General features: G+C 69.9%; 12 protein-coding genes. 6 read left to right on the top strand and 6 right to left on the bottom strand.

Features of this window, described 5'->3' with window-relative positions; genetic code table 11:
- Positions 1-47 precede the first annotated feature (47 nt).
- Positions 48-635, bottom strand: a complete 588-nt coding sequence (locus ABD808_RS13255) for a GNAT family N-acetyltransferase (RefSeq protein WP_344895214.1) — start codon at positions 633-635, stop codon at positions 48-50.
- An 8-nt stretch (positions 636-643) separates the two neighbouring features.
- Between ABD808_RS13255 and ABD808_RS13250 the strand changes: the two genes are divergently transcribed.
- A complete protein-coding gene (locus ABD808_RS13250) occupies positions 644-1,483 on the top strand; it encodes a GNAT family N-acetyltransferase (RefSeq protein ID WP_344895211.1) in 840 nt (279 codons plus the stop codon).
- A gap of 120 nt (positions 1,484-1,603) precedes the next feature.
- Here the strand turns inward: ABD808_RS13250 and uvrB are convergent, their stop codons facing one another.
- Both uvrB and ABD808_RS13240 read right to left on the bottom strand, forming a co-directional pair.
- Positions 1,604-3,733: an excinuclease ABC subunit UvrB gene (uvrB, locus tag ABD808_RS13245; protein ID WP_344895208.1), complete on the bottom strand. Its 2,130-nt coding sequence runs from the start codon at positions 3,731-3,733 to the stop codon at positions 1,604-1,606.
- 99 nt (positions 3,734-3,832) lie between these two features.
- Complete coding sequence (locus ABD808_RS13240; RefSeq protein ID WP_344895205.1) at positions 3,833-4,984, bottom strand: sensor histidine kinase; 1,152 nt, start codon at positions 4,982-4,984, stop codon at positions 3,833-3,835.
- Between the two features lie 170 nt (positions 4,985-5,154).
- Here ABD808_RS13240 and ABD808_RS13235 point away from each other — a divergent pair, with 170 nt between their 5' ends.
- From ABD808_RS13235 to ABD808_RS13225, 3 genes are read left to right on the top strand one after another with little or no spacing between them, the layout of a single operon-like run.
- The gene (locus tag ABD808_RS13235; protein WP_344895202.1) at positions 5,155-6,168 is read left to right on the top strand and encodes a hypothetical protein; all 1,014 of its coding nucleotides are present in this window, start codon (positions 5,155-5,157) and stop codon (positions 6,166-6,168) included.
- A 30-nt stretch (positions 6,169-6,198) separates the two neighbouring features.
- The gene (locus ABD808_RS13230) at positions 6,199-6,948 is read left to right on the top strand and encodes a hypothetical protein (protein ID WP_344895199.1); all 750 of its coding nucleotides are present in this window, start codon (positions 6,199-6,201) and stop codon (positions 6,946-6,948) included.
- A gap of 44 nt (positions 6,949-6,992) precedes the next feature.
- Complete coding sequence (locus ABD808_RS13225) at positions 6,993-7,835, top strand: inositol monophosphatase family protein (protein ID WP_344895196.1); 843 nt, start codon at positions 6,993-6,995, stop codon at positions 7,833-7,835.
- Positions 7,836-7,839: 4 nt separating this feature from the next.
- Here ABD808_RS13225 and ABD808_RS13220 read toward each other — a convergent pair whose 3' ends face one another.
- Positions 7,840-9,072: an ArsB/NhaD family transporter gene (locus ABD808_RS13220; RefSeq protein WP_425548925.1), complete on the bottom strand. Its 1,233-nt coding sequence runs from the start codon at positions 9,070-9,072 to the stop codon at positions 7,840-7,842.
- Between the two features lie 58 nt (positions 9,073-9,130).
- Between ABD808_RS13220 and ABD808_RS13215 the strand changes: the two genes are divergently transcribed.
- Together ABD808_RS13215 and ABD808_RS13210 are read left to right on the top strand one after the other, a co-directional pair.
- On the top strand, positions 9,131-14,980 hold the full coding sequence (locus tag ABD808_RS13215; RefSeq protein ID WP_344895190.1) for a TIR domain-containing protein: 5,850 nt from the start codon (positions 9,131-9,133) through the stop codon (positions 14,978-14,980).
- A 509-nt stretch (positions 14,981-15,489) separates the two neighbouring features.
- Entirely contained in the window at positions 15,490-16,026 is a 537-nt protein-coding gene (locus ABD808_RS13210; protein ID WP_344895187.1) for a hypothetical protein, read from the top strand.
- A 42-nt stretch (positions 16,027-16,068) separates the two neighbouring features.
- On the opposite strand, the gene coaE is transcribed toward ABD808_RS13210, so the two are convergent.
- Positions 16,069-16,668, bottom strand: coding sequence for a dephospho-CoA kinase (gene coaE / locus ABD808_RS13205; RefSeq protein ID WP_344895184.1), 600 nt, complete (start codon positions 16,666-16,668; stop codon positions 16,069-16,071).
- 17 nt (positions 16,669-16,685) lie between these two features.
- Positions 16,686-17,177 carry a GNAT family N-acetyltransferase gene (locus tag ABD808_RS13200; RefSeq protein WP_344895181.1) on the bottom strand — a complete coding sequence of 164 codons (492 nt, stop codon included), beginning with the start codon at positions 17,175-17,177 and terminating at the stop codon, positions 16,686-16,688.
- Between the last annotated feature and the right edge of the window lie 6 nt (positions 17,178-17,183).

Here is a 17,183-nt window from a genome sequence, read left to right as displayed (position 1 = left end):
GCGGGACGCTCGCGGCGCTCTCCCGGTTCCCGCCTTTACGTTGTAGATCACGTGAGAGGTGGTGCCCACATCACGAGCCGCGCCCCCGACCGGTGCAGCCCGGCCCCGATCTCGGCGTCCCAGTGAGCCCTGATCCCCGGCCCCCACCGCTCCTTCGACAGCTCGACGAACCCGTGTCTGGCGTACCAGGGTCCGTTCCACGGGACGTCCCGGAACGTCAGCAGACTCACTCCCCGCGCCCCGGCCCGCGCCCTCACGGCGTCCAGCAACCGGACGCCGATCCCGCGCCCGACCAGGTCGGCACGTACCGAGATCTGCTCCAGGTGCGCGGCCCCGTCGACCTCGTCCAGGGCCGCGAAACCAACCGGCGGATCACCGGCCACCAGAATCTCCGCGCCCTTGTCGATCATGTCCTCCACCACGGTCGGTCCGGGTGGGAACACGATCCCGACCTCGGCGAACATCGCGTCGCCCGAATTCTCGATCGCCGCCAGCCCCGCCAGCTCCCCCGGCCCCGCCGCCCGAACCCGATAGTCCACCCCATGATCGTAGGTCGCCCGTCCCGCCGCCGCGCCGTCATCGGCCGTCATCGCGGGGCGGAAAACCAGATGCGGGCGGGCCCCGGCCGTGATCATCCTGGGGCATGGGATGGACGCTGACCGACGATCTCGACGTGTTCCTCGACCGGGCGGGCGATTTCCTGCGCGACGACCCCGTCGCCAACACCGTGCCCCTCACCGTGACCCAGGCCATGCGCGCCCGCGGCCCCGGCCTCTACGACTCCGCTCTCTTCGGCTGGTGGACGGACGGCGGGCGGGTCGGCGCCGCGATGCTCTGGACGTCCGGTTACCCGCCCCTGCTGAGCGCCATGCCGGAGCAGGCCGCACGTGAACTGGCGGGCGTCCTGGCCGGGCGCGACGGGGCGGCCGTCCCCGGCATCGAGGCGGCCTGGGGGATCGCCGAGACCTTCGCGCGGGCGTGGACGGACGCGACGGGCGCCGCGAGCCGCGTGGCGCTGCGCGAACGCCTCTACCGGCTGACCCGGCTGGCCGCCCCCGACCCGCCACCGGAGGGCGCCGCGCGCGTCGCGGGCGCCGCCGACCGCGACCTGGTGCTGGACCTGCACGCCGCGTTCCACCGCGACGCCGGGGGGCACGGCGAGATGAACCGGAAGGTCGTCGAGGGCAAGCTCGCTGAAGGCTGCCTCATGCTGTGGGAGGTGGAGGGCCGCCCGGTGGCCCTGGCGGGGCGAACGCCCGTCGTCGCCGAAATGGCGCGGGTGGCACCCGTGTACACACCGACCCGACATCGCAACCGAGGTTACGGAGCCGCCGTCACCACCGCGGCCACACGCGCGGCGCAGGACGCGGGCGCCGCACACGTCGTCCTGTTCACCGACCTCGCCAACCCCACCAGCAACGGCATCTACCAACGCCTCGGCTACCACCCGGTCGAAGACCGAGTCGTCATCGCTTTCACCTAGAACCCACCCCAAGACGGCCACGAACCCCCCGCCGCCCACCCCACGGCCACCCGCAGCCACCCGACCCCCGGCCCCTCGTGTGGGCGCGTTCGTTTGACGCTCGGGCTTCGGTGGGCGGGGTTACTTGACGCCCGCTTCCTTCATTTCGCGGAGTTCGCGTTTCAGTTCCTTGACCTCGTCGCGGAGGCGGGCGGCCAGTTCGAACTGGAGGTCGGCGGCGGCCTGGTGCATCTGGGCGGTCATCTGGTCGATGATGGCCTCCATCTCCTCGCGGGGGCGGTCTCCGACGAGGTCGGCGGCGTGCCTGCCGACCTCTCCGGTGCGCGCCGACGTGCGGGACGCGAGGCCGGGAACGGGGGCCTTGCCGCGGCTCTGCTGGCGGCCCGCGCCGCCGATCAGGGTCTCGGTGTCGGCGTCCTCGCGGGCGAGGGAGTCGAGGATGTCGGCGATGCGCTTGCGGAGGGCACGCGGTTCGATGCCGTGCTCCTCGTTGTAGGCCTTCTGCTTGGCGCGGCGGCGGCTCGTCTCGTCGATCGCGCGCTCCATGGACGGGGTGACCGAGTCGGCGTACATGTGGACCTGGCCGGACACGTTGCGGGCCGCGCGGCCGATGGTCTGGATCAGGGACGTCTCGGAGCGCAGGAATCCCTCCTTGTCGGCGTCCAGGATCGCGACGAGGGACACCTCGGGCAGGTCGAGGCCCTCGCGCAGCAGGTTGATGCCGACCAGGACGTCGAACTCACCGGCGCGCAGCTCGCGCAGCAGCTCGATGCGGCGCAGCGTGTCGACCTCGCTGTGCAGGTAGCGGACCTGGATGCCGAGTTCGAGGAGGTAGTCGGTGAGGTCCTCGGACATCTTCTTGGTGAGGGTGGTGACGAGGACGCGCTCGTCCCGCTCGGTGCGCTCCCGGATCTCGTGGATGAGGTCGTCGATCTGGCCCTTGGTGGGCTTGACGACGATCTCGGGGTCGATGAGGCCGGTGGGGCGGATGACCTGCTCCACGACGTCGCCCTTGACGCGGTTCATCTCGTAGGGGCCGGGCGTCGCGGACAGGTACACCGTCTGGCCGATGCGGTCGAGGAACTCCTCCCACTTGAGGGGACGGTTGTCCATCGCGGACGGCAGCCGGAACCCGTGCTCGACCAGCATCCGCTTGCGGGACGCGTCGCCCTCGTACATCGCGCCGATCTGCGGGACCGTCTGGTGGGACTCGTCGATCACCAGGAGGAAGTCTTCGGGGAAGTAGTCGAGAAGGGTGTTGGGCGCGGTGCCGGGGCCACGGCCGTCGATGTGCCGGGAGTAGTTCTCGATGCCGGAGCAGGTGCCGACCTGCCGCATCATCTCGATGTCGTAGGTGGTGCGCATGCGCAGCCGCTGCGCCTCCAGCATCTTGCCCTGCCGCTCCATCACGGCGAGGGTCTCGGCCAGTTCGGCCTCGATGCCGCCGATGGCCCGCTCCATCCGTTCGGGCCCGGCGACGTAGTGGGACGCGGGGAAGACGTACAGCTCGTCGTCCTCGGTGATCAGCTCGCCGGTGAGCGGGTGCAGGGTGGCGAGCTTCTCGATCTCGTCGCCGAACATCTCGATGCGGACGGCGAGTTCCTCGTACTGGGGGATGATCTCGATGGTGTCGCCGCGGACGCGGAACGTCCCGCGCGTGAACGCCAGGTCGTTGCGCGTGTACTGCATGCCGACGAGCTGCCGGAGCAGGTCGTCGCGCTCGATCTCCTGGCCGACGCTGAGCCGGACCATGCGGTCGACGTACTCCTGCGGGGTGCCGAGGCCGTAGATGCAGGACACGGACGCCACGACGACCGTGTCACGGCGGGTGAGGAGCGAATTGGTGGCCGAGTGCCGCAGCCGGTCGACCTCGTCGTTGATCGAGGAGTCCTTCTCGATGTAGGTGTCGGTCTGCGGGATGTACGCCTCTGGCTGGTAGTAGTCGTAGTACGACACGAAGTACTCGACGGCGTTGTGCGGCAGCATCTCGCGCAGCTCGTTGGCGAACTGGGCGGCGAGCGTCTTGTTCGGCTGCATGACCAGCAGGGGCCGCTGCACCTTCTCCACCAGCCACGCGATCGTGGCGGTCTTGCCGGTGCCGGTGGCGCCGAGCAGCACGGCGTCCTTGACGCCGCCATCGACGCGGGTGGCGAGCTCGGCGATCGCCTGCGGCTGGTCGCCCGACGGCGTCATCTCGGTGACGACCTCGAACGGCGCCACGCGCCGTCGCAGATCCGTGATCGGCCGCATCGTCGCCCCTCCCCTGCTCCGGCGGTTTTCAGCTTCCCCAACAGTACGCAAGCCCACCGACATTCCGAATCCGCCCAGCTCAGCCCCGATATTCGGCGGTCAGGACGCGGGCAGCGGGATCCTCGCCCGGACGGAGTAGCCGCCCTTGCGGGGCCCGGCCTCGAAGCTGCCGCCGAGGGCGGTGACGCGCTCGCGGAGACCGACCAGGCCGTTGCCGCCGCTCGGCAGCCGGTGCTCGGGGGCGGCGGTGGGCCGGTCGTTGGCGACCTCCACCTCGATCGCCTCGGGCAGCAGGTCGAGACCCACGCGGGTGTCGGCGGCGCCCGCGTGCTTGTGGACGTTGGTGAGCGCCTCCTGGACGAGACGGTAGACCGTCCGTCCGACGGCGGCGGGCATGGGGCGCTCGTCCCCGCGGATGGACAGGTCGACGCGCAGGCCCGCCGCGCCGGACTGCCCGACCAGTTCGCGGACGTGCGCGAGGGTCACGGCCTCCTGCGGCAAAGCTTCCTCGCCCTGCCGCAGGACCCCGATCACGTGCCGGAGTTCCTCCAGCGCCTGCCGCCCCATGTCCCCGATGACGGTGGCGGTCTCGGCGGCCCGGGACGGGTCGCGGACGGCGATCGCCTTGAGCGCCCCCGCGTGCACGACCATGACGCTGATCCTGTTGGCGACGACGTCGTGCATTTCCCGGGCGATACGGGTGCGTTCCTCTCCCCGCGCGCGCTCCGCAAGGAGGTGCTGTTCCCTTTCGAGGCGCGCGGCCCTTTCCCGGAGCGAGATCACGAGTTGCTTGCGCGCGCCCATGTACAGGCCGAGCAGGATCGGGACCCCGACGAACGCGATGCCGCTGATGGCCTGCACGACGAACGAGTCCGTCGACGTGGTCGGCGAGGGAAAGGCGAGCAGAACGATGTAGCCGAGCACCGCCACGGTCAGGACCGTCCGGCGGGACGCGGTGTAGGCGGCGAGCGAGTACAGGATGACGAGCGAGGCGAACGCGCCCCCGCCGGTGACCGCGCCGAAGACGAGCGCGAACACGGCGAGCTGGACCGGGTGGGTGCGCCGCACGACGAGGGCCAGGCCGAGGATGACGCTGCACCCCGACGTGACGGGCGGCGGAAGCCAGAAGTCCTGCTCGGCGAACCACATGAAACAGCCGTCGCCCGCGGCCAGCGTCACGGCGATGATGACGTCGAGAATGCGTGACCGCCGCTCGGGCCACGCCGACGACCACCAGCCCCGCGCCTGCATGCGATGAGCCTATAGCGACCTCTGGGGAGCCACGGACGTCCTGGTGGCGAAGGCCACGGGGGACGTTCTCGCAGGACACGGGAATCCCCTCGCCCACGGGACTTTCCCGCCCTCCCGCCCCTGTGGTTACGATGACGACGCCTCCGAGTAGGACGGGACGATTACTGAACATGGGCCGCTTCGCCAATTGGCTCGGGAAGAACGCCGACGCCGTGATCGCACTCGTGTTGGCGGTCGTCGTCGCGGTGGTCGGCCTCGGGGTGCAGTTCGACAACGAGTCAGAGATCACCAACAGCGCGATCCTCGCCGTGATCGGCCTGCTCGCGACGTCGGTACTGCGGGACCGCGGCCGCCGCCTCCCCGTCGAGGCGGAGGTGCGCGACACGCTGCGGGCGTCCTCGGCGACCCTCGACGACCTGAGCGGCAAGCTCACGCACATCGAGGGGTTCGAGAACGTCCTGTCCGACACCAAGCGGGCCCTGGACGAGAGCACCGTCGTGCGGGTCATCAGTGGCGTACAGGTGGCCCACGTCCTCGAAGAGGCCCGCCGCGACACCGACCGGTGGTTCTTCAAGGGCGGGACGGGCACCTACATCCGGGCGCGGACCCTCCCCGAATGCGTCGCGACGGCGCGCAGGGAGCGCCGGACGCTGCTGTTCCGCATGGAGATCCTCGACCCCACCAATGTGGAGGTGTGCGAGGCGTACGCGCGTCACCGGCGTTCGGTGTCGGATGGCCCTGACGCGACGGGCGAACCATGGACGCTGGAACGCACCCGCAAGGAGGCGTACGCCACGATCCTGGCGGCCTGCTGGCACAAGCAGCGGTTCGCGATGCTCGACATCGACATCGGTCTCGCGCGGACGATGACGACGCTGCGCTACGACCTGGCGGCGTCGCGGGTCGTGGTCACGCGCGACGACCCGCGCGGTGAGGCGCTGGTCGTCGACCACAACAAGTTCTATTACAGCTGGGTGAGCGCGGAGCTCCAGACCAGCCTGGACCAGGCCCGCCGCGTCCCCATCGAACAGGCGAGGCTCGCGCCGCTGGACGACGAGCCCACCGTCGAGGAGGTCCGCAAGCTGTTCGAGGTGATCGGGATCGATCTCGCGCCGGGGTACACCGACCGCGACGTGATCGAGATCATCCGGAAGGCGCTGCGGCCCAAGGACCCCTACGAGTGACCGTGCACGTGACCGTGAACTGGTGACCGGGTGAGGTACGAGCAGATCCGCAAGGAGATCGACGCGGGTACGGCGGCGCGGACGCTGCCGGTATGGGCAGGGCGTGTGTTAGAGGATGTCGCGGCGGGCCGCTCCTGCGTCCCGGCTGTACGCCACCCGCTCGGGTTCGTGTGCCTGCCAGTGGAACGCGACGGCGATTTCGGGGTGTGCCTGCACATCTGGACACCGGAGATACGTCCGGCACCGTCCACCACGTCGCCGGTGCACTGCCACAGCTGGGATCTGCTCAGTTTCGTCTTGTACGGGACGGTCCGAAACGTGCGGATGGACATCCAGTCGGGCCCCGACACGGCTCCCCGGGAAACGGCCCAGCAGATCTTCGAGGTCGTCAGCCAGGGGGACGTGGACGAGTTGAGGGCCACTGGGCGCGTCGTCCGTCACTCTCCTGGCGGTTCCAGCACGCACCGGACCGGCGAGTCGTACACGCTTCCGGCGGGCGTCTTCCACGCCACCCTCATCGAGGACGGCCCAGAGGCGGCGACGGTCGCGCTGGGCCGCCAGACGCCCGGCGGCGGTGATCTGTCCCTAGGCCCCCTGGACACGCCCACGCACCGGGTGCATCGTTCACCGTCCGAGCACGCCGACGCCGTGCGCGCCCTCCGCCGATCCGCCCAACAGATAGCCGACGCACACCCCACCCATGCACAGTCCGGACCAGACTCACCGTCCGACCACCATTCCGACCCCTGCGAGCGGCACCACCGCTCAGCGCGCCGGTAGACGGCTTGCCGGACCGATAGGAAAGGCAGAGTTCGATGAGATCTATGAGCCCGTCAGCGGCACTTCCGGTTGATCTCTTCGCGGCGCGCAGCGTGGCCGTGGCCGCGGCTGAGGCCGCGGGCGCGTTGCTCAGCGCTAGTGTGGGCGGGCCCTTGGGTATCCGTGCGAAGGGCTCGGACGGCGATGTGGTGACCGATCTCGACCTGGCGGCCGAGAAGCTGATCCTGGAGCGGTTGCGGGCGGCGTATCCGGGTCACCGCGTCATCGCCGAGGAGTCCGGGGTTCTCGACGGGGCTCCGGGCGAGGAGATGGTCTGGCTCGTCGACCCCCTGGACGGCACCAACAACGTGGCGATCGGCATGCAGGTGTACGCGGTGGGCCTGGCGTTGTGTGCGCGCGCCGAGCCCGTCTTGGGAGTCGTCCACGACCCGGCGTCCGGACGGACGTGGTCGGCGGTGCGGGGCAAGGGCGCTCTGGGGCCGGACGGTGCGCCGCTGGCGTTGGCCGACCGTCCACGGCCGGAACGAAAAGGCAACCCCGTCCTGGCGTGGACGCAGGGGCATCAGGTGACGGCGTCCGACCCGGTCGCGTGCGGGCTCCGGTCCGCGCTGGAGGCCCGGTGCACGCGGCTGCTCCAGCTGTGGGCGCCGTTGGTGGCGTGGACGATGCTCGCACGCGGTGACATCGACGGGATCGTCGGCTACCAGCCCGAGATCGTGGATCTGCCCGCCGGGGCGATCCTGGCCGCCGAGGCGGGCGCCGAGCTACGCCGCCTGGACGGACGGCCCTACGACCTGAGCATCGACCGTTCCCCAGCCGACCTGGGTTTCGTCGCCGCACGCCCCGAACTGCTCGACCAACTCCTGGAGACCACGGCGAAGTACTGAGCCGTCACCCGGCGACCAGCAGAACGGGAACGGTCGCCGCACACCCCGCCACAGCAAGAACCGTTCCAGTCAGGACGAATTTGCGCATGGGGACGCGCACGTCCCAGCGGCGGCACCATTCGAACCACAGCAGCGTGGCCAGCGACCCCCACGGAGTGATGACGGGCCCCACGTTCGTCCCGATCAGCAGTGACAGAAGCTGGTCCTTGTTCGACACCGGGACGGCCGACTCTCCAGCCACGTACGCGGGCAGGTTGTTCAGGACGTTGGAGAGCCCGGCACCGGAGAACGCCGCCCGGAACGCCCCGCCAAGACCATCGTCCTCGCCGACCAGCGCGCGCATGGCGTCGTCCAACCCGAATCGTTCAAGGGTAGGGACGACCAGAAAAAGACCCGTGACGAACACCATCAGCTGCCATGGGATCAGGGCGAGCCGCAGAGCCCCCCTGTCGCGGACGGCGAAGGCCGCCACGGCGATCACGGCTGGGACGGTCGCGGCGATACCGAGCTGGATGCCTGTGTGCACGCCCGCGAGGATCGCGCCGATGAAGATCAGGCTTGCGAACCCGGTGGCGGAGAACAGCACGCGGTCCCGGATGGGCGCGGGTTCCGGAGGGTCGTAGGAGTCGGCGCCGCGCATCCGGCGGCGCCAGTAGAACGCCCACAGGAGCGCCATGGTGACGGCCAGCACGGCCAGTTGCGGCGCCCACATGCGTGCGGCGAACGCGCGGGTCTCCAACGCGATCCTGTCGGCGGCGAGCAGGTTCGTCAGGTTCGACACCGGCAGCAGGAGACTCGCGGTGTTGGCCAACCACACCGTAGTCATGGCCAATGGGAGGGTCGCGATTCGCGCGCGCGCCGCCAACGCCAGCATGACGGGTGTCAGCAGCACGGCCGTGGTGTCGAGATTCAGGAAGATGGTCGTGGCCGACGCGAACGCCACACACAACAAGAACAAGGCGCCGTAGTTGCCACGTCCGGCCCGTGCCAGCCGTTGCGCGATGGCGTCGAAGACCCCCGCTTCCTTGGTCAGTTCAGCCAGGATGATGACGCTGAACAGGAAGAGGAGCAGAGGCGCGATCCGTCCGACGCTGGAACGCGCCGTGTCGGTGGGCAGCGCCCCGGTGGCGACGAACATGACGCCGAGAACGAGGACGGTGATCCGGATCCAGTCGAGGACACCCAAAGAGCGCGCCGCATGGCGCACGGTCTCGATCCGGGGTGACACCCGCGACATGATCCCATAGGCGGCACGGCGACCTGCTTTGGCGGTCCCGCCGCGCGATACTGGCGGCATGACACCCCCCGGTGGCCAGTCCAGGCAGGAGCGTCCGACCGACTTCTTCATCAGCTACTCCCCCGCCGACGAGCGGTGGGCGTCGTGGATCGCCTGGCAGCTGGAGGCCGCGGGGCACCGGACGATGATGCAGGCGTGGGATTTCGTACCCGGCACCAACTTCATCGACTTCATGGACCGCGGTCTGTCGGAGGCCAAGGCAGTGGTGGCGGTGCTGTCCAGCAACTACCTGCGCTCCCGGTACGGGCGGCTGGAGTGGATGGCGGCGCTGCGGGCCGACCCGGACGACCCGGCCCGCAAGCTGGTGACGGTCCGTATCGAGGACTGCCCGATCGACGGGCTGCTGTCCACGATCACCTACGTGGACCTGGTCGGGATCGACGACCCCGACGAGGCGCGCGGGCTGCTGATGCGGCGGATCGACCAGGCCCTCGCGGGCCATGCGCGGCCTCAGAACGGCCCAGGCTTCCCCGGACCGGACCGGGGGCTCCCGAGTAGCCGGGCGCCGCTCCCGGGGAGGCTGGAGAGCGCTGAGGGGCAACCGGAGGGGGCGCCGGGGCCCGAGGCGACCGGGGAGCGGGCCGTCCGGCGGGCGCCCGTGGCGGCGCCGCCGTTTCCCGTCGTGGATGGCGGCGACGGGCCGCGCGACCACCTCAGCGTCCTGCACGTCTCCGGCCCCCGGTTCGGCCGGACGCTCGCCGAGCCCGGCGAACCGACCACCGCCACCGAGTTGCAGGACCGCATCTGGAGCGACGTGACGCGGCTGGCCGATTCCGGTGTGCCGCGTCCCGATCTGCTGGTCGTCACCGGCAACCTCACCCATTCGGGCAGCCGCCGGGAGTTCGCCGAGGCGTTGTCGTTCCTGACGAGCCTGCGCGCGCTCCTGGGCTTGGAGGCGCAACGCGTCGTGGTGGTGCCTGGCACCCACGACGTGACCCGGGCGGCGTGCCAGGCGTACTTCTCCAGTTGCGAGGCCGACGACATCCAGCCCCAGCCGCCGTACTGGCCCAAGTGGCGGCACTTCGCGGGCTTGTTCAAGGAGTTCTACCAGGGCATCGACGCGCTCATCTTCGACAGCGCGCAGCCGTGGACGCTGTTCCCCATCCCGGATCTGCGGGTCGCCGTGGCCGGGCTCAACTCAACATTGCCGCAGACCCACCGCGAGTCCGACCGGTACGGGCACGTGGGTCGGGCCCAGGCCGCGTGGTTCAACGAGCGCCTGCGGCACTTCGAGGAGGAGGGGTGGCTCCGGCTGGGAGCGGTCGAACACACGCCCGTCCCAGGTGAACCGGGTGCGCTGCGTGACCCCGAGACCGTCGAGATGCTGCTGAGTGGGCACGTCAACCTGTTCTTCCAGGGGGCGCAGTCGGAATTCGGCGCGATTCCCCTACTGGACAGCGGTGTCCCGTCCGTCCCGGCGCTCGGGCCCGGACGCCACCAGATCGTCGTCCTACGCCGCGACGGTCTGGACCGGTGGATCCCCGAGGACGCCGCGCGGCGAGGGTCCGAGCGTCTCGATGTGCCCTGGTCGAGCGTCCACGGAACGTTCCCGGCCCCGGCCGCCGCCGAGACTCCGCCCGCGCCGCCCGTGCCTGAACTCGGCCCGGAGACCAACAGGACCCTTGACCCGGTGCCCGACCCCACGGCGCAGCTTCTCGACCGTCTGACGGAGGCGTGCGAGACGCGCTTCGAACGCGCCACTATCCGGCGCATCGTCCCGTCCCCGGGTGAGGGCGGCCGTTCCGACCCGCCGCACCTGCTGCTGACCCACCTGGAGGACGGGTTCGTCCGCCAGTACCGCATCGGCGCCCACGTGGGTCAGGTGACCGAGGCGGATGTGGAGGCGTTCGTCCGGCATGTGCACGCCGACGGCACCGACCATGGTTCCGAACTGGTGTACCTGGGTCCGGCACCCGCGCGGTCACTCCGGGAGGACGCCCTCCGGCGCGGCATCCGCGTGCGCAGCCTCACCGAGTTCCAGGGCCTCGTCGACCTGTCGGAGTACGTGACGGCCCAGACCGGACGTCTCTCCGCAGGGGGCCTGTACCCGCCGACCCTGTACGTCCCGCAGCGCTACCGGGAACTCGACCGTCTCCGCCCGGACGCCCCGTCCAACTCGGCGAACGGCGACGTCCACGACGACGTGGTCGGCGAGATGTTGCGCCTTCTGGCCGCCGACCACGGCCGGTTCCTGTTGCTCCTCGGTGACTTCGGGCGCGGCAAGACGTTCGCCCTGCGGGAACTGGCCCGTCGCATCCCCGAGGACCTGCCGCACGTCGTCCCGATCCTGATCGAGTTGCGCGCCCTGGACAAGGCGCACTCCGTGGACGGACTCGTCGCCGCGCACCTCGCCAACCACGGCGAGGAGCTCATCGACCTCAAGGCGTTCCACTACATGCTCCGGCAAGGGCGCATCGTCCTGCTGTTCGACGGGTTCGACGAGCTGGTGACGCGGATGACCTACGACCGCGCCGCCGACCACCTCGACACGCTTCTGCAGGCCGCCCAGGACAAGGCCAAAATCGTGGTGGCGAGCCGCACTCAGCACTTCAAGTCCCAGGCGCAGGTGCTCACCGCCCTCGGCGAGAAGGTCGGCGTCCTGCCACACCGGCGCGTCCTGGGCCTGGAGGACTTCGCACCCACGCAAGTCCGTTCGTACCTGGTGAACCGCTACGGGGACGAGGACACGGCGGAGGCCCGCCTGACCCTGCTGTCCGGCATCGAGGAACTGCTGGCTCTGACGTCCAACCCGCGGATGCTGTCGTTCATCGCCGACCTGCCCGCGGAACGTCTCCGCGCTGTCGCGCAGGCCCGCCGGGCCGTCAGCCCCGCCGACCTGTACCAGGAGATCCTGTCGTCGTGGCTGGCGTACGAGGCCGACCGTGTCGGCGGCGCGGGCGGCCCGTCCGGGCTGAAGGTCGACGACATGTGGCGCGCGGTCGGCACGCTCGCCCTGCGCCTGTGGGAAGGCAACGAGCAGTTCCTGCGCCTCGCCGAGCTGACCGACGTCGGCGACACGCTCACCGGCCTCGCCGGGGGCCGCATGTCACCGCAGCAGGTGACGCACGCGGTCGGTGCCGGAAGTCTGCTCGTCCGCACCGACGAGGGCCTGTTCGGGTTCATCCACACGTCCGTCATGGAGTGGCTCGTCGCGCGGCACATCGCGGACGAGTTCGCCAAGGGCACGGCACCCGACGCGCTGGGCCGACGCGCGTTGACCCAGCTCGCCGTCGACTTCCTGTGCGACCTCGCCGACGCCCGCTCCTGCCAGGACTGGGCCGCCACGATCCTCGCCGACCCTGACGCCGACGACATCGCCCGCGCGAACGCCATCCGCGTCACCACACGTCTGCGCACACCGGCCCACACCGATCTGCGCGGCGCGCGCCTCCAGGGCGAGGACCTGTCCTACCGCGACCTACAGGAGGTCGACCTGACGGGAGCCGACCTCAGCGACGCGCAACTCGTCGGCGCCAACCTGTCGCGCGCCATCCTGCGGGACGCGTCCTTGGCCGGGGCCCGCTTGGACGAGGCCGTCCTCACGGGAGCCGACCTGCGCGGCGCGGACCTGTCACGGGCCCGTCTCGCCCGCGCCGACCTGCGGGACATCACCGTCGACGGCAGCACGTGGACGCGCGCCGCCCTGGTGGACGCCATCCTGCCCGACCGAATCGCCGACAGGCCCGAGTTGCGCGAGGCCGCGATCGCCCCCGGACGACCCATCGACCTCCAGGTGCGCCCAGCGGCAGTGGGCGTCCCGTACGGGTTCCACTTCCAGACCAGCCGCCTCCCGCAGCCACTCGCCTACAGCCCGGGTGGTTCCGTCCTTGCTGTGGGCAACGAGGACGGCGGCGTCCTGGTGTGCGACGCCATCACCGGCACTCCCCTGCGCACGCTCCAAGGCCACACAGACCGCGCCTACGCGGTCGTGTTCAACTCGTCAGGCAGCCTTCTCGTCACCGGCGCGGCGGACGGAACCGTCCGCCTGTGGGACCTTGCCACCGGCCACACCACGCACACCTTCACCATCCACCCGGAGGGCGTGTGGCCCGTAGTCGTCGGAGGACGCTCCCCCTCCGGCGCCGAACTCATCGCGGCGGGCGCGGCCGACGGCACCATCCGCATCTGGGACGCCGAGTCCGGCGCCCTACTGCACGAACTGTCCGGACACACCGCGCCCGTCTACACGGCGGTGTTCGACCCGGCGGCACCCCTGATGGTGACCGGCGACAGCGCCGGTACCGTCCGCGTGTGGGACCTCACCACAGGCGAGCTACGCCAGGAACTGACCGGCCACCGTGGCGCCGTGTACCGGGCCGTTTTCCACCCCAACGGCGCCCTCCTGGCCGCAGGAGACGCCGCGGGCGTCGTCAGGCTCTGGGACATCCGCACCGGCGAAATCAACAAGGAACTCCTAGGCCACACCGGCCGTGTCTACGCCATCGCGTTCCACCCCGAAGGAAACATGCTCGTCACCGGCGACACGGCCGGGTCCGTCCGCGTCTGGGACGACGAAGGCAACGACAAGCTCCTGAACGGCCACGGCGGCGCCATCTACCAGGCCACGTTCAGCCCCGACGGCGGCCGCCTAGCCACCGCCGACAGCTCCGGATCCATCCGCCTGTGGGACCCGCGCACCGGACGGCAACGCCTCGAACTCACCGGACACCGTGGCGCAGTATGGCCGTTCACGTTCCGCCCGGACGGCGCCCAACTCGCCACCAGCGGCAACGACGGCACGGCCCGCATCTGGGATGCCGAGACCGGACAGTGCCGAGTCGTCCTACGCGGGCACGGTCGGCGGGTCACCGGCGTCACGTTCAGCCCTGACGGCGGCATGCTCGCAAGCAGCGGCAACGACGGACTCGTCCGACTCTGGGACCCGCGCACCGGCCGCATGATCCGCGAACTACGCGGAGTCGCCGACAACCTCACGTCCGCCGCGTTCAACACCGGCGACTCCCAGCTCGCCACCGCCACCAACGACGGCGGCGTCCACCTTTGGCAGGCCGGGACCGGCACGTTCGAACGGGAACTCAACGCCGAGACCGACCACGTGTGGGCGCAGGCGTTCTCCCCCAACGGGACCGTCCTCGCCACCGCCAACGACGACGACACCGTCCGACTCTGGTACTGGACGACCGGCCGCGAGACCGTCAACCTGGCGGACCACCGGGGCCGCGTCCGTTCCATCGACTTCCACCCGGGCGGCGACATGGTCGCGACCGGCTGCGATGACGGCCTCGTCCGCCTGTGGCACCCCCGCACGGCCGAACTCACCACCACCCTCAGCGGCCACACCGACCGCGTCTACCGTGTGGCGTTCTCCCCGTCTGGCGAGACCATCGCCAGCGCCAGCAACGACGGCACCACCCGTGTGTGGGACCCGTCGACCGGCGAGACCCTGCACACCCTCACCGGACACACGGGCCGCCTGTGGACGACCGCGTTCCACCCGTCCGGCACGCTCCTCGCCACGGCGGGCGACGACATGATCGTCCGCCTGTGGGATCCGTCCACCGGCGAAGCCCTCCACGCCCTCACCGGCCACACTCGCCGCATCTGGTCGGTCGCGTTCAGCCCGGACGGAACCGTCCTTGCCACAGCAGGCGACGACGGCGCCATCATCCTGTGGGACGTCACAGACAAGACAACGCCCACGCACCGCGCCACCCTGCTCGGCCTGGCCGAAGGCTGGGCCGCGCTCGCCCCAGACGGCCGCTACAAGTCGGAAGGCAACTCCACCGCCGAATTCTGGTACGCCGTGGCCATGTGCCGTTTCGAACCCGGCGAACTGGACCCCTACCTACGCGACGTCCACCAACTCCCCCTGGACGCCCCGTTCTGACGCACCCGCACCATCAGAAGTCCAGGACATGCCCGTGCGCGATCCTGGCGCAGGCGTCGTTGGGGATGGGGCACCACACTGATCTTGATCACGGTGCCCGGCTCGGCAGGCGCCACGTCAGCCGCCGCAGCGGGCGCCAGGGCGGCGACACCGCCCGCGACCAGGCTCAATCCCAGAATCATCCGAAGCGCGGCGCGCGTCATGACAACTCCTCACCGCTAGAGCGAACAAAGCAATTACACCACCGACTAGAAACTCTCCCCCGTCCGAAACCGGCCATGTTCGGACGCTCCATGACCATTTCCGCATTTTCCGTCGACCGCCCGGAAGCCCTGGTCAGCCACTGAGAATTTCTGACCACACACGGAAGCTCCGGATATAACATCCGACCCCCTTCCAGTGATCACCCAACGAACAAGCACGACCGCGCAGCGTGCACCGTTACGTACGTCGGCCGCGACCGCTCAATGAATCTGGACACGGTCCACCCACCGTGCCAAGGTTCCGCCATGACACGAGTCAGATCATTCAGCAAACCGTGGACGCTCCTGGTCGCGATCATCCTCGTGATCACCACAGTGGGCCTGGCCGCCCCGGCCTCAGCCCAGCAACAGGTCGTCGAACCGCTGTACCGCCTCTACAAGGGCGCGCCGAGCTACGACCACTTCTACACCGCCAGCGCCGCCGAGAAGGACAACGCCGTCAAGAAATACGGCTACCGATACGAGGGGATAACAGGCGACGTATTATCGTCGCCTGACTCGGCGCTAGTCCCCCTTTACCGACTCTATCGAGCCGCGATCTACGACCACTTCTACACCACCAGCGCCACAGAAAAGAACAACGCCGTCAAGAAATACGGCTACCGATACGAAGGAATCGCCGGTTACGTCTACCCGGCCTCATCCAAATCCGGTACGCCCCTGTACCGCCTCTACATCGGCGGCTCGCACAGCGACCACTTCTACACGGCGAGTGCCGCCGAACGCGACAGCGCAGTACGCGGCGGCTACAAGTACGAAGGCGTCGCGGCCAGACTCTGGTGACCTGAACAGTTGAAACGGCCCGCCCTCTGCGAAACCTGGGTCTCAGGGGGCGGGACGGCGGGTGAGAGCGTCCCAGAGGGCGTCGGTTTGGGCTCTCAGAGCGTCGAGGGTTCCGGAGTTGTCGATGATGTGGGTCGCGACGGCGCGGCGGGTCTCGCGGGACGCCTGGCTGGCCATGCGGGCGCGGGCGTCCTCCTCGGTCATGCCGCGACGGGCGACGAGCCGGTCGAGCTGGACCTCCTCGGGCGCGTCCACCACGACGACCTCGTCGTACTGCGACTCCAGCCTGTTCTCCGCCAGCAGCGGGACGTCGTAGACGACCACCGCGTCGGCGGGAGCGGCGTCCATCAACTGCTTCGTCCGCTCCCCCACCAGCGGATGGACGATCGCGTTCAGCGCGGCGAGCCGCTCCGGGTCACCGAACACGATCCGGCCCAGCTTCGGACGGTCGAGCCCACCGGACGGCAACAAAACGTCCGCGCCGAACTCCGCGACCACGGCCGCGAGGCCCGGCGTTCCCGGCTCCACCACGTCACGGGCGATCCGGTCGGCGTCGATGACGACGGCACCAAGCTCGCGCAGCTGCGCCGACACCTCGCTCTTACCGGACCCGATTCCCCCGGTCAGCCCCACTTTCAGCACGCGCTCACCCTATTTGGTCAGGCGGTTCCAGCGGGGACGAGGGGTTTGCGCATGTGAACGAGCGTCAGATGCGCCGCCACGCGCTCACGGTGTGTCTCGCTGTAACCGAGACGGCGATACAGGCGCAGATTCGCTTCACTGAGATGCCCCGTGAACAGCACGCAGGAGTCGGCGCGTCCGCCCACCTCCGCCTCCAGCGCGCCCAGGAGCCGTCCCCCGATCCCCTGACCCTGGAGGTCGGGAACGACGACGAGCCGCCCCACCAGACACGTGTGGTCGCTGAACTGGGCGCGGACGCCGCCGACGAGGCGTCCGTCCAGCACGGCCTTCAGCACGACCGCGTCGCCGGTCAGAACCTTCCTGAACTGCTCGACGGACTCGACCAGCGGGGGAATGAACGGGTCGCCGTACAACTGCGCCTCCGCCACGTACGCGGCGCGCTGGACGGTCATCAGCTCTCCGGCGTCCTGCGGGCCCGCCCGTTCGATCTCGACCGTCGCTTCGCTCATGGGGAC

It is taken from the genome of Actinomadura meridiana, from assembly GCF_039537545.1.
GTDB lineage: Bacteria > Actinomycetota > Actinomycetes > Streptosporangiales > Streptosporangiaceae > Spirillospora > Spirillospora meridiana.
Note: the sequence above shows the minus strand (reverse complement) of the source record. Positions and strands in the feature narration are given on the sequence as shown.

Coding starts and splice junctions, on each gene's coding strand:
- ABD808_RS13255 (WP_344895214.1), bottom strand. CDS start 635: ATGATCACGGCCGGGGCCCGCCCGCATCTGGTTTTCCGCCCCGCGATG.
- ABD808_RS13250 (WP_344895211.1), top strand. CDS start 644: ATGGGATGGACGCTGACCGACGATCTCGACGTGTTCCTCGACCGGGCG.
- uvrB (WP_344895208.1), bottom strand. CDS start 3,733: ATGCGGCCGATCACGGATCTGCGACGGCGCGTGGCGCCGTTCGAGGTC.
- ABD808_RS13240 (WP_344895205.1), bottom strand. CDS start 4,984: ATGCAGGCGCGGGGCTGGTGGTCGTCGGCGTGGCCCGAGCGGCGGTCA.
- ABD808_RS13235 (WP_344895202.1), top strand. CDS start 5,155: ATGGGCCGCTTCGCCAATTGGCTCGGGAAGAACGCCGACGCCGTGATC.
- ABD808_RS13225 (WP_344895196.1), top strand. CDS start 6,993: ATGAGCCCGTCAGCGGCACTTCCGGTTGATCTCTTCGCGGCGCGCAGC.
- ABD808_RS13220 (WP_425548925.1), bottom strand. CDS start 9,072: ATGTCGCGGGTGTCACCCCGGATCGAGACCGTGCGCCATGCGGCGCGC.
- ABD808_RS13215 (WP_344895190.1), top strand. CDS start 9,131: ATGACACCCCCCGGTGGCCAGTCCAGGCAGGAGCGTCCGACCGACTTC.
- ABD808_RS13210 (WP_344895187.1), top strand. CDS start 15,490: ATGACACGAGTCAGATCATTCAGCAAACCGTGGACGCTCCTGGTCGCG.
- ABD808_RS13200 (WP_344895181.1), bottom strand. CDS start 17,177: ATGAGCGAAGCGACGGTCGAGATCGAACGGGCGGGCCCGCAGGACGCC.